The organism is Pseudomonas sp. ICMP 3272, from assembly GCF_001466905.1.
GTDB lineage: Bacteria > Pseudomonadota > Gammaproteobacteria > Pseudomonadales > Pseudomonadaceae > Aquipseudomonas > Aquipseudomonas amygdali.
The window spans coordinates 1-13,032 of the sequence record NZ_LKEK01000035.1; the positions used below are offsets into that span (position 1 = coordinate 1).

10 protein-coding genes and 1 riboswitch are annotated in these 13,032 nt (G+C 60.2%); of the genes, 6 read left to right on the top strand and 4 right to left on the bottom strand.

Going from position 1 to position 13,032, the window contains the following annotated elements:
* Nucleotides 1-215: 215 nt before the first annotated feature.
* The gene (thiC, locus tag AO068_RS03880; RefSeq protein ID WP_005743016.1) at nucleotides 216-2,105 is read right to left on the bottom strand and encodes a phosphomethylpyrimidine synthase ThiC; all 1,890 of its coding nucleotides are present in this window, start codon (nucleotides 2,103-2,105) and stop codon (nucleotides 216-218) included.
* A gap of 155 nt (nucleotides 2,106-2,260) precedes the next feature.
* Nucleotides 2,261-2,365: riboswitch (TPP riboswitch) on the bottom strand.
* A gap of 161 nt (nucleotides 2,366-2,526) precedes the next feature.
* Here thiC and AO068_RS03885 point away from each other — a divergent pair.
* A complete protein-coding gene (locus AO068_RS03885; protein WP_058407703.1) occupies nucleotides 2,527-3,966 on the top strand; it encodes a TolC family outer membrane protein in 1,440 nt (479 codons plus the stop codon).
* Nucleotides 3,967-4,088: 122 nt separating this feature from the next.
* Here the strand turns inward: AO068_RS03885 and waaA are convergent, their stop codons facing one another.
* On the bottom strand, nucleotides 4,089-5,369 hold the full coding sequence (gene waaA, locus AO068_RS03890; protein ID WP_058407704.1) for a lipid IV(A) 3-deoxy-D-manno-octulosonic acid transferase: 1,281 nt from the start codon (nucleotides 5,367-5,369) through the stop codon (nucleotides 4,089-4,091).
* A 69-nt stretch (nucleotides 5,370-5,438) separates the two neighbouring features.
* Between waaA and AO068_RS03895 the strand changes: the two genes are divergently transcribed.
* From AO068_RS03895 to AO068_RS03910, 4 genes are read left to right on the top strand one after another with little or no spacing between them, the layout of a single operon-like run.
* On the top strand, nucleotides 5,439-5,771 hold the full coding sequence (locus AO068_RS03895) for an SMR family transporter (RefSeq protein WP_003431961.1): 333 nt from the start codon (nucleotides 5,439-5,441) through the stop codon (nucleotides 5,769-5,771).
* A 48-nt stretch (nucleotides 5,772-5,819) separates the two neighbouring features.
* Nucleotides 5,820-6,995, top strand: a complete 1,176-nt coding sequence (locus AO068_RS03900; RefSeq protein ID WP_005778848.1) for an NAD(P)/FAD-dependent oxidoreductase — start codon at nucleotides 5,820-5,822, stop codon at nucleotides 6,993-6,995.
* Complete coding sequence (locus tag AO068_RS03905) at nucleotides 6,992-7,807, top strand: aldo/keto reductase (RefSeq protein WP_019742281.1); 816 nt, start codon at nucleotides 6,992-6,994, stop codon at nucleotides 7,805-7,807. The genes AO068_RS03900 and AO068_RS03905 overlap by 4 nt, the downstream gene beginning before the upstream one ends.
* 36 nt (nucleotides 7,808-7,843) lie before the next feature.
* Nucleotides 7,844-8,800, top strand: coding sequence for a hypothetical protein (locus AO068_RS03910; RefSeq protein ID WP_002551786.1), 957 nt, complete (start codon nucleotides 7,844-7,846; stop codon nucleotides 8,798-8,800).
* 47 nt (nucleotides 8,801-8,847) lie between these two features.
* Here the strand turns inward: AO068_RS03910 and hldE are convergent, their stop codons facing one another.
* Nucleotides 8,848-10,272 (bottom strand): bifunctional D-glycero-beta-D-manno-heptose-7-phosphate kinase/D-glycero-beta-D-manno-heptose 1-phosphate adenylyltransferase HldE, encoded by a 1,425-nt coding sequence (hldE, locus tag AO068_RS03915; RefSeq protein WP_058399886.1) that lies wholly within the window; start codon nucleotides 10,270-10,272, stop codon nucleotides 8,848-8,850.
* A 127-nt stretch (nucleotides 10,273-10,399) separates the two neighbouring features.
* Nucleotides 10,400-12,202, bottom strand: coding sequence for a lipid A export permease/ATP-binding protein MsbA (gene msbA / locus AO068_RS03920; protein ID WP_058399894.1), 1,803 nt, complete (start codon nucleotides 12,200-12,202; stop codon nucleotides 10,400-10,402).
* Nucleotides 12,203-12,380: 178 nt separating this feature from the next.
* Between msbA and AO068_RS03925 the strand changes: the two genes are divergently transcribed.
* Entirely contained in the window at nucleotides 12,381-13,019 is a 639-nt protein-coding gene (locus AO068_RS03925; RefSeq protein WP_058407705.1) for a hypothetical protein, read from the top strand.
* Nucleotides 13,020-13,032: the final 13 nt, after the last annotated feature.

Here is a 13,032-nt window from a genome sequence, read left to right on the forward strand (position 1 = left end):
CGCGTCCTCTTGACGACGCAGAGCGTCGAGAACTGCATTTCCACGCGGGAGCGTGCGGAACGATCATCGCAACTATCGTGCGGCGCTCTGCGTCGCATGCCTTTCTGGACGCTCCGCGTCCTCTTGACGACGCAGAGCGTCGAGAACTGCATTCCCACGCTGGAGCGTGCGGAACGATAATCTCAACGATCGTGCGACGCTCCGAGTCTCGCTCCCTACACCTTCTTGTACAGCTGGCTGCCTTCCTGCTTGAAGCGCTCGGCCTGCTCGGCCAGGCCTTTGGCGACGTCGACATCCACCGCCTCGATCCGCTGGTTGGCGGCGTACTCGCGTACTTCCTGGGTGATTTTCATCGAGCAGAATTTCGGCCCGCACATGGAACAGAAATGCGCGACCTTGGCCGAGTCCTTGGGCAGGGTTTCGTCGTGGTACGAGCGTGCGGTGTCCGGGTCCAGGCCGAGGTTGAACTGGTCTTCCCAGCGGAACTCGAAACGCGCCTTGCTCAAGGCGTTGTCACGGATCTGCGCGCCAGGATGACCTTTGGCAAGGTCCGCTGCGTGAGCAGCAATCTTGTAGGTGATGATCCCGGTCTTCACGTCATCCTTGTTCGGCAGCCCCAGGTGCTCTTTGGGCGTGACGTAGCACAGCATGGCGCAACCGAACCAGCCAATCATCGCGGCACCGATGCCCGACGTGATGTGGTCATACCCCGGCGCAATATCGGTGGTCAGCGGGCCGAGGGTGTAAAACGGCGCTTCGTCGCAGCATTCCAGCTGCTTGTCCATGTTTTCCTTGATCAACTGCATCGGCACATGACCGGGGCCTTCAATCATGGTCTGCACGTCGTGCTTCCAGGCGATCTTGGTCAGTTCACCCAAGGTTTCCAGCTCACCGAACTGCGCTGCATCGTTGGCGTCGGCAATCGAGCCCGGACGCAAGCCATCGCCCAGCGAGAAGCTGACGTCATAAGCCTTCATGATTTCGCATATGTCTTCGAAATGGGTGTACAGGAAGTTTTCCTGGTGATGCGCCAGGCACCACTTGGCCATGATCGAGCCTCCACGGCTGACAATCCCGGTCACACGTTTGGCGGTCAGCGGCACATAACGCAGCAACACACCGGCGTGGATGGTGAAGTAATCAACGCCCTGCTCGGCCTGCTCGATCAGCGTGTCGCGGAACAGCTCCCAGGTCAGGTCCTCGGCCGCACCGCCGACTTTCTCCAGAGCCTGATAGATCGGCACTGTACCAATCGGCACCGGCGAGTTGCGGATGATCCATTCGCGGGTTTCATGAATATGCTTGCCGGTGGACAGGTCCATGACCGTGTCCGACCCCCAGCGAATGCCCCAGGTCAGCTTGGCAACTTCTTCTTCGATGGAAGAACCCAGCGCGCTATTGCCGATGTTGCCGTTGATCTTCACCAGGAAGTTGCGGCCGATGATCATCGGTTCCAGTTCGACGTGGTTGATGTTGGCCGGGATGATCGCGCGACCACGGGCGATCTCTTCGCGCACGAACTCGGCAGTAATTTCCTTCGGAATGCTCGCGCCGAAGCTGTGCCCGGCATGTTGCTGGGTCAGCAGGCCAGCGGCACGGGCTTCCTGAAGCTTCATGTTTTCGCGGATGGCGACGTATTCCATCTCGGCGGTAATGATGCCCTGACGCGCATAGTGCATCTGGCTGACGTTGGCACCCGCCTTGGCGCGGCGCGGGTTGCGCACATGCGCAAAGCGCAGCGCAGTCAGTTCGGCGTCGCTCAGGCGTTGCTGGCCGAAGTTGGAACTCAAGCCCGCCAGGCGCTCGGTGTCGTTGCGCGAGTCGATCCACGGCGAGCGAACATCCGCCAGGCCTTTGCGCACATCGATGATCACATTGGGGTCGGTGTACGGGCCGGAGGTGTCATAGACCGTGACCGGCGCGTTGATCTCGCCGCCGAAGTCAGTCGGTGTGACGTCCAGGGTAATTTCGCGCATCGGCACGCGGATGTCCGGGCGCGAGCCCTGAACGTAGATTTTCTGCGAACGGGTAAACGGCTGTACCGATCCGGAATCGACTTGTGCCGACTCGCTCAAATGGGCTGCATTTTTTAGTGTTGTACTCATCACGGCTCTCCAGACATCCGGTTGCGGATTTATTGTCGGAGTGACCTGACGTGACGGACGGGTGCACCAGTGCTGGTGCTGAGTATCGAAAGGAAGTGTACGCTGTTCATTTTTTGAACAGTCGACCCCGGACGATACTCAAGAGGACTCGCCGGGAGACGAGAAATCTTGTTCCCTACGCAGGCGCTAACCTGATCAGGTTCAACGGGATCCGGTTTAACCGATCTCAGCCTCACAGCAAGGCACCCCGACAAGAACGCGATCAGTCTATGCCGGGGCGCGGTTGCAATGCCAGCCTATTTGCACAGGGCTCGATAAATGGCGCAAATCGCCGATTGTTGCTAAAAGAGTCTGGCTCTACACTCGCTAACCCGGTTTCTCTTGAACCGTGATTACTTTCTTCATGAACAGGGAATGCCTCATGCTGCGCAAACTTTCGTTGGTTGTGGCCGTTTCGTTTGCGTCCAGCGGCCTGACGTGGGCAGCCGATATGCCACTGCCGACCCAGACAGGTCTGCTGAATGTCTATCAGCAGGCGGTGGACAACAATGCCGACCTTGCGGCATCCCGCGCCGATTACGATGCCCGCAAGGAAGCCGTACCGCAGGCCCGCGCAGGTTTGCTGCCGAACATTTCCGGCAGCGCGCAAAGCAACAATACCCGCACCAGCATCGACCAGCCCAGAGCCGTTGCCACCCGCAGCGGTAACGTCTATCAAGCCACCCTGAGCCAGCCGATCTTCCGTGCCGACCGCTGGTTCCAGTTGCAGGCCGCCGAGGCGAGCAACGAGCAGGCGGCACTCGAGCTGTCGGCTACCGAGCAGAACCTGATCCTGCAAGCGGCACAAAGCTATTTCAGCGTGCTGCGCGCCCAGGACAATCTGGCCTCGACCAAGGCCGAGGAGGCAGCGTTCAAACGCCAGCTCGATCAGGCCAACGAGCGTTTCGATGTCGGCCTGTCGGACAAGACCGACGTGTTGCAGGCGCAGGCCAGCTATGACACCTCGCGCGCCAGCCGGATTCTCGCCAAGCGCCAGGTGGACGATGCGTTCCAAGCCCTGGTGACGCTGACCAATCGTGAATACAACTCCATCGAAGGCATCGTGCATACCTTGCCGGTGCTGGCGCCAACGCCAAACGATGCCAAGGCCTGGGTCGATACCGCAGCACAACAGAACCTCAACCTGCTGGCCAGTAACTACGCGGTCAGTGCTGCCGAGGAAACCCTGCGTCAGCGCAAGGCCGGGCATGCCCCGACACTCGATGCCGTGGCGACTTATCAGCGTGGCGACAACGACGCACTGGGTTTCAGCAACCCTAACTACACCGGGCGCAATTATGGCGGCGACGTCGAGCAGCGCAGTATTGGTGTGCAGTTGAATATCCCGATCTACAGCGGTGGCCTGACCAGTTCACAGGTACGCGAAGCCTATGCGCGCCTGAGCCAGAGCGAGCAACGCCGTGAAAGCCTGCGTCGTCAGGTGGTGGAAAATACGCGCAACCTGCACCGTGCGGTGAATACCGATGTCGAGCAGGTGCAGGCCCGCAAACAGTCGATCATCTCTAACCAGAGCGCACTGGAAGCCACTGAAATCGGTTATCAGGTGGGCACCCGCAACATTGTCGATGTGCTGGATGCGCAGCGCCAGTTGTATGCTTCTGTGCGTGACTACAACAACACACGCTATGACTACATCCTCGACAACCTGCGCCTCAAGCAGGCAGCAGGCACCCTGAACCCGGGCGACCTGCAGGATCTTTCACGCTACCTGAAGGCTGATTACAACCCGGACAAGGACTTCCTTCCGCCCGACCTGGCAACTGCCGCACAGAAGAACTTCGAGCGACCTGCAAAGCGCTGACAGGTGACGCAGAGCGTCACGAAATGCATTACCACGCTGGAGCGTGAGGAACGAGAATCTCGACTATCGTGCCCATGCTCCGCGTGGGCATGCCGTTCCGGACGCTCTGCGTCCTCCCCGACTCAGCGTTTGCCCATCAACCGCCCGATCCCGTCGAGCAGGCGTTGCAGCGCGCCCTGATTGGCCTTCATCACAGCCAGCCCTGCATCGGCCATGCTGCGAGCCTGCTGTGGCTGGTCGAAAAGCCCCTGCACGGCGGTCGCCAGCGTGGTCGCATCGCTGATTTCCTGCAACGCACCGGCAGTGCGCAGCATGGTGGCAATCTCGAGGAAGTTGAACAGGTGCGGGCCGCTGAGCACCGGTTTGGCCAGCGCAGCAGGCTCCAGCAGGTTGTGGCCGCCGTTAGGCACCAGGCTGCCGCCCACAAAAGCGATATCCGCCAGCGCATAGAGAAACAGCAATTCGCCCATGGTATCGCCCATCAGCACCGAGACGTCCGGCGTGACAGCCTGCGCGGATGAGCGCCGAACCGTCGCAAAACCCTGCTGCTGACACAGCGCATGCACGCTGTCGAAACGCTCGGGATGACGCGGCACCAGGATCAGCAGCGCATCAGGATGGCTCGTCAATAACGTGCGATGAGCTGAAAGAACGCTTTCATCCTCGCCTGCATGGGTGCTGGCGGCGATCCATACCGGACGTTGCGTCGCCTGCCATTGCTCACGCAAGTGCGCGGCACGTTCCAGCAATTGCGGGTCAATACTCAGGTCGAACTTGATCGAACCGGTCACTGCAACGCACTCGGGACGCGCGCCCAGATCACGAAAGCGCTGCGCCTCGACTTCTGTCTGCACCGCGAACCAAGCCATTTGCGCCAGCATCGGCCGGGCAAGCTTGGCAAAACGTGCATAGCCCCTCGCCGAGCGCTCCGAAAGCCGCGCATTGGCGAGCACCACGGGGATCCCGCGCAGGGCGCATTGGTGGATGTGGTTGGGCCACAGCTCGGTTTCCATGATGATGCCCAGCCGGGGCTGCACATGATCGAGAAAACGCCCTGCCGCCCAAGGCAAGTCATACGGCAGGTAGCAATGCTGAATGCGCGGTTCGCTGGCGAACAGCGCCTTGATTCGTTCCGAACCTGTGGGCGTCATGCAAGTCACAGTGATCGGCAGTTGAGGGTATTGCAGCAGCAGCGCGCGAATCATCGGCGCGGCCGCGATGCTTTCGCCCACTGACACCGCATGCACCCAGATACCCCCGCGCTGCATGGCAGGCAGACCGCTGGCGAACCGCTCGCCGATGCGTTGGCGATACGCCGGAGCCTTGCGCGCACGTAACCACAGGCGCAGGGCAACCAGTGGCAGGCCGAGATGAAACAGTAGGGTATAAAGGGTTCTATTCATGGGCGCGGAGTTTATCAGCCCGCCATCACAAGTCGCTAGAATGCGCAGCCTGACGAAAAGGAATGCACCATGAACGCTTATTACCTGCTGGCTATCGCCGTTTGCGCGGAAGTCATCGCCACCACCTCCATGAAAGCCGTGAAAGGGCTCAGCACTCCCCTGCCGCTGTTGCTGCTGATCACCGGCTATGCGATTGCATTCTGGATGCTGATTCTGGTGATGCGCACGATCCCGGTCGGCATCACCTACGCCATCTGGTCGGGCATGGGCATTGTCATGGTGAGCATTGCGGCGTTCTTCATCTACGGCCAGAAACTCGACCTGCCCGCGTTGTTGGGCATGGGCATGATTGTGGCTGGCGTAGCGGTCATCCAGCTGTTCTCGAAAACCGCCGGGCATTGAAAAGCCGATCCTTTATAATGCTCGTACTTTTTGCTCACTGAGGTGCTCATGCCATCGGTTATTTCCACTGACGTGCTGATTGTCGGGGCTGGCGTAGCCGGTCTATGGCTCAACGCCCGGTTGCGTCGTCAAGGGTTCTCGACAGTGCTGGTAGAAAGCGCCAGCCTGGGTGGCGGGCAAAGCCTCAAGTCTCAGGGGATCATCCACGGCGGTGCCAAGTACGCGCTGCACGGCGCGCTTTCCGGTGCCTCCGAGGCCATCGCCGATATGCCGCGCCGCTGGCGTGAAGCTCTCGATGGCAAAGGCGAGCTGGACCTGTCCGGTGTACGCCTGCTATCCGAGGCCCACTACTTGTGGTCGCCAGGCACCATCGCCGGCAATCTCACCAGCTTCTTCGCCAGCAAGGCGGTGCGCGGCCGTGTGGATCAGGTCAAGGGCGAGCAATTACCGCCCGCACTGCAAAACCCCAAATTCAAGGGCAAGGTCTATCGTCTCGCGGAACTGGTGGTCGATGTGCCGAGCCTGATCGAGCGACTCGCCGAGCTGGCCGGTGACAGCCTGCTGGCCGGTCAGAATGTTGAGCCGCTGTACGAGGGCGATGAGCTGATCGGGCTGCGCGTCGATGGGCGCGATATTCATGCCCAGCGCATCGTACTCAGTGCTGGCGGCGGCAATGCCGACCTGCTGAACGCGCTTGGCGTGTCGCAACCGCAGATGCAGCGCCGCCCCTTGCACATGGTGCTGGTCAAGGGCCCGACCCTGAAACCGCTGTTCGCCCACTGCCTGGGTGGCGGTCCCAAGCCACGCATCACCGTGACCACCCACCCTGCGGCTGACGGCCAGTGTGTGTGGTATCTGGGCGGCGATCTGGCTGAGGCCGAGGGAGTGGCACGCGAGCCGGACGCGCAGATCGCCGTCGCCCGCAAGGAGCTTGAAGCCCTGCTGCCGTGGGTCGACCTGAGTCAGGCGCAATGGGCGACCCTGCGCGTGGACCGTGCCGAGCCTGCCCAGTCGGGGCTGGTGCGGCCAGACAACGCCTTTCTCGACAGCCAGCGTCGCCTGATGGTTGGCTGGCCGACCAAACTGGCACTGGCTCCGGACTTCGCTGACCGGGTTCTGTCGCAGCTTTCGAGAGATGGCATTCACCCAACACCGCAGTCACCGCTGGTTGATGTGCCACGGCCGCCGATGGCCATACCTGTCTGGGATGAGCTGCTGCCATGAGCCTGAAAACCCTGCACGACCTGCATCGCCCGCTCGGCAATAGCGGCCTGAGCGTATCGCCCCTTGGCCTGGGCACCGTCAAACTGGGCCGCGACCAGGGCGTCAAATACCCCAGCGGCTTCAAGATTCCCGATGACCAGCAGGCGCAGATGCTGCTGCGCATGGCCCGCGACATGGGCATCAACCTGATCGACACTGCCCCCGCCTATGGCACCAGCGAAGAACGGCTCGGGCCGTTGCTGCGCGGTCAGCGCCAGGACTGGGTGATTGTCAGCAAGGTCGGCGAAGAATTCGATAACGGCCAGTCGAGCCATGACTTCAGCGCTGAACACACCCGCAAATCGGTCGAGCGCAGCCTGAAACGTCTTGAAACCGATTTTCTCGATCTGGTGCTGGTGCATTCGGACGGCAATGATCTGGCGATTCTTAACGAGGCCGAGGTGTATCAGACGCTCGCCGACCTCAAGCGCGAAGGCAAGATTCGCGGCTTCGGCTTTTCCGGCAAGACAGTCGAAGGCGGTTTGCTGGCATTGCGCGAAGGTGATTGTGCGATGGTCACCTACAACCTCAACGAGCAAGGCGAGAAACCGGTGCTGGATTACGCTGCCGCCCATGGCAAAGGCATCCTGGTGAAGAAAGCACTGGCCAGTGGTCATGTCTGTCTGACGCCGGGCATGGACCCGGTGCAGGCCAGTTTCCAGCTACTGTTTGAACATCCGGCGGTTGCCAGTGCTATTGTCGGCACCATCAATCCGTTGCACCTGGCGCACAACGTTGCAACTGCCGCTGCCGTGATTTGCCGTCAAGCCTGATTGAGGCGGCCGACCCCAACGCAAGAAGGAGCCGTTATGCCGCGAACACTGATCCGCAAGAACCCCAGCAACTTCAAGACCCTGCCGCTGTTTGTCGAGGCCACGCCGGAAGGCCTGAGCTACCAGAGCATCGGCATGCCGATGAACTTCGCGCAAACCTTGCAGCGGCGGCGCAAGATCGACGTGCCGGACACCGAACGTTTCTCCACCGAGCTTGCCAATCTGGGGGTGTCCGTTCGCCTGACCGTGAGCTGGCAGAATCGCGATTACTGGGTGCTGGTTCGCCAGCGTCGCCAGGACCGTGGCGACGTCGTACTCAAGCTGATCTCGGGTTATGTGCCGGCCCACGAACTGACCCTGCCACTGCATACCGCCATTCAGGAAGTGGCCGAAGAGTGCATGATCGAAACGCCTCAGGGCTGGCTGAGTGGACTGTTCAAAGAGACCTGGCTGCCTGCGCCATATGCCGCTGCACTGCATTATCGCGAGGCCATGCCCTTTCGTCTGAGCCCGCTCTCCGGCGCAGCGCGGCCGGTGCGAAGCGGCAGCCTGACACTGCTGGAGCGCCCACGGGCTTATGTGCATTTACCCACCGCGTCCTTGCAGCTGATTTACGACATGCGTCTGGAAATCCCCAAGGAAGCGCGCCCGGTCAGCCTTTTCCATGTCGATGAAGTGTTGGAAAACGATCAACTGGTCGCCCGCCTTAACCGCAGCAAACCCGACCTGTACCTGATGCCGCTGGAAAATGGAGTGCCGCTGCCCGAGCTGTACACGCTCAAGCGCGACAAACTGATCCCGGCTGGCACCCGAGGGCTGTACCTGGCCGAAAGTTTTGCCGCGCAGGATGGCTGGATCGTGCGTGAGGAACGAATTCGCTGGAAGGACTGGCTACGCCAGCAGGGCATGGCCCCACCGGCGAAGAAGTCAGGACTGAAACGCCTGACCGGAAAAGCTCGGGAGCTGCTGCACGCCATGAGCGGCAAGCTGTGAGCCTCAAGCCTTTTGATTTGCCTTGGCTTGTAGCCTGCGGCTGAAAACTACGCCTGCCCGCGAATCTTCTCGACAATTGCCGTAGTCGAGCTGTTTTCCACCAGCCCCAACACACGCACATCGCCACCGTACGCCTGGACGATATCGGCACCGACCACCTGATCGACGCCGTAATCACCGCCTTTGACCAGCACGTCCGGCTTGACGTGACTCAGCAGATTTTCAGGAGTGCCTTCGGGGAAGCTGATCACCCAGTCCACTGCACCCAAGCCTGCCAGCACGGCCATACGCCGGTCAACGCTGTTGATCGGACGGCCCGGCCCTTTCAGGCGGCTGACAGACGCGTCATCGTTGACGGCCACGATCAGACGATCACCCAGCGCCCGCGCCTGCTCCAGGTAGGTCACATGACCGGCGTGAAGAATGTCGAAGCAGCCATTGGTGAAGACGATTTTTTCCTTGTGCGCGCGCGCATCATCGACCGCCAGCAACAGTTGCTCCAGCCCCAGCACGCCGCGTTCGGAACCTTCTTCGCGCTGAATGGCGCGGCGCAGTTCCGGGGCGCTGATGGCTGCAGTACCCAGCTTGCCGACCACAATGCCTGCTGCCAGATTAGCCAGCGCCACCGCATGCGGCAGTTCCTCGCCCGCAGCAATCGCTGCCGCGAGAGTGGAAATTACCGTGTCACCGGCGCCGGTCACATCGAACACTTCGCGAGCACGGGCCGGCAGGTGCAGCGCCTGCTGATCAGGACGCAGCAGGGTCATGCCGTGCTCACCGCGGGTCACCAGCAGAGCGCCCAGGTCAAGCTCCTGCATCAACTGCGCACCTTTGGTGACCAGCTGTGCCTCGTCTTCACAATGCCCGACGATGGCTTCGAATTCACTGAGGTTCGGCGTAATCAGGCTGGCACCGCGATAGATCGTGAAATCCTTGCCCTTGGGATCAGCCAACACCGCTATACCGCGCTTGCGGGCGGCCTGAATCAGCGCCTGATGGTTTTTCAGCGCACCCTTGCCGTAATCGGACAGGACCAGCACCTTGATGCCATCCAGCAGGCTGTAGACCTCTGCACTCAGTGCCAGCGGGTCAGTGTTGAACGGTTCTTCGAAGTCGATACGCAGTAACTGCTGATGGCGACTCATGACGCGCAACTTGACGATGGTCGGCTGATCGGCAATGCGCTGAAAACGCGCCAGCACACCCGCTGCTTTCAGGCTGTTGGTCAGACTTTCTGCGGCCTCGTCGTCACCCGTCACACCGACCAGCGAAGCCGGTGCACCCAGCGCAGCGATGTTCAAGGCCACGTTGGCAGCGCCGCCCGGACGGTCTTCGATCTGATCGACCTTGACCACAGGCACCGGCGCCTCAGGGGAAATACGCGAGGTACCACCATGCCAGTATCTGTCGAGCATGACATCGCCAACCACCAGGACAGGGGCCTGATCAAAGCGCGGCATGTATAGCTTCATGGAACAACCCGTACTTGAAAAATGGACAGGGGCGGAATCTTAGCACAGGGGTTTATAACCGACAGGCTGTTGAATCACACCGCCCGAAGGCAGGCAGGCCACAGGGGCCCGCCCGGTGAGAGCGAAATCAGACTGCGCCGACAGGTGACGGCTCGTCCAGTCCCATGGCATGCAGACGGGCGTAATAGCCGTTCTGTGCCAACAACTCGGTATGCGTACCGCGCTCGACGATCTGCCCGGCGTCCATGACCAGAATCATGTCAGCCTTTTCGATGGTCGAAAGGCGGTGAGCGATAACCAGCGTGGTACGGCCCTTCATGACGTGATCCAGCGCCGCCTGGATGTGGCGTTCGGACTCGGTGTCCAGCGCCGACGTGGCTTCGTCGAGGATCAGCAGCGGTGCGTTTTTAAGCAGTGCGCGAGCAATGGCCAGACGCTGCCGCTGACCACCGGACAGCAGCACGCCGTTTTCGCCCACCTGAGTATCGAACCCCTGCGGCAACTGGTCGATGAACTCTTTGGCGTAGGCGTCGGCGGCGGCCGCTTCGATGTCGGCACGCGGCGCACCTGCCAGATCGCCATAGGCAATGTTGTTGGCGATCGTGTCGTTGAACAGCGTGACGTTCTGGTTGACCTGGGCGATGTGCTTGCGCAGGTTGCGCAAACGGTAGTCGTTGATTTCGACGCCATCGAGCAGGATGTTGCCCATCTCGTGCCCGTAAAAACGCGGTATCAGGTTGGCCAGGGTCGATTTACCGCTGCCGGACCGGCCTACCAGCGCGATCATCTGCCCAGGCGCTGCGGAGAAACTGATGTCGTTCAACACCTGACGCTCGGTCTGCGGGTAGAAGAAGCTGAGGTTCTTCACCTCAAGATGGCCAGTCACGCGATCACGCTCGATGGTGCCGGTATCGACTTCTTCTTCCACGTCCAGTTGTTCGAAGATGCTCTCGGCACCGGCGACGCCTTTCTGGATCGTCGAACTGACTTCCGACAACTGGCGAATCGGCTTGGGCAGCAGACCGGCCGCAGTGATGTAGGCAACCAGATCGCCCGCGGTGGCATCGCCTCGCAGGAACAGCACCAGAAACATCAACACCGCCATGGCGCTGTAGATCACCAATTGCAGCATCGGCGTGTAGATGGCACCGGTTTTGGTCATGCGCAGTTGTTTGCGTGTATTGCTGTCACTGGCCTGAGCGAAGCGGTTCTGTTCGTAGGACTCGCCACCGAAGCTGCGTACCACGCGATAGCCCTGAATGGTTTCCGAGGCAACGTGCGTAACATCGCCCATCGCTACCTGAATCTTCTTGCTCTGCTTGCGGAATTTCTTGCTCGCACTGCCGACCATGACAGCAATCAGCGGCAGGATGGCGAGCATGACCAGGGTCAGCTTCCAGTTCATCATCAACAGATAGATGAACAGGAAAACCACGGTCAGACCTTCACGAATCACCACTTTGATGGCATCGGTGGCGGCACCGGTGACCATCGTGACGTTGAACGTGATACGCGAAATCAAGTGGCCGGAGTTGGTCGTATCGAAGTAACGATTGGGCAGTACCAGCAGCTTGTTGAACAGCTCCACCCGCAGGTCATGGACCAGGCCGAGAGACACCTTGGCTAGGAAGTAGTTACCCAGGAAAGAGCCAAGCCCCTGCCATGCGGCGATCAGAACGATCAGCAACGGCACTGCCTGCAACAGTTGCAGCTCACGCAGATAAGGCACATTGGGGAACAGCACGGCTTCAGGGTTGGTCAGGCCATCGACGAAGTATTTGAGGATGCCGGCAAGCATCGGCTGGGTCGAGGCGAAGATCACGAAACCAATGATGCTGAGCAGGAAGATGCCCACATACGGACGCACATAAGACAACAGACGGAAATAGATTTTCACGCTGGAAGTCGAGGACGATTCGGAGGTTGTCATGAGAATCCGTCGTATTAAAAAGAGGCCGAATTGTATCACAGCGGTTTTCGAGGCTGCCTGCTGCGGTAACATAGGCGGCTCGTCCATTCCCTGAGGTTTCTGATTGCTGCTTGAAACCGGCAAAGCAGGCTTCTGTATGACGACCAGTAGCCCTTGGGGCGTAAAAACCGGAGTATCGATGCAAGCGCTTGACCACGCCCATTACCTTGATCTGGTTCAAGGTGCCGAAGTGCTTGAAGCCGATGGCACGGGCGACAAAGTACTACGTCTGCGTGACGGCTCCATGTTGAAATTGTTTCGACGCAAACGCCTTGTCAGCTCGGCAGCCTGGTATCCCTATGCCCAACGCTTCGCAGACAACTGTGAAACGCTGGTCAAACGCGGCATTCCCTGCCCGCGCATACGCTCGGTAAGCCGCATCGCCGAAATCGAGCGCGATGCAGTGCATTATGATCCGCTGGCAGGCTTCACCCTGCGCCAGCTATTGGGCAGTGCGGTGGCCGACGACAAGCTGCGCAGGCAACTGGGAAGCTTCATCGCCCACCTGCATGAAAAGGGCATCTACTTTCGCTCGGCCCATCTGGGCAACGTTATCCTCACACCGGAAGGCACCCTCGGCCTGATCGATATTGCCGACATGAAAACCTACCGCCGCGCATTGCGTAAAAGCCTGCGTCTGCGCAACTTCAAGCACATGTTGCGCTATCAGGAAGATCGCCAATGGCTGCTGGACAACGGCAACCCGGCCTTCCTCGATGGCTACATGAGCGCTCAGAGCCTGTGCGACACCAGCGAACTGGTTCAGGCTATTCAGTAACGCTTTCACAAAA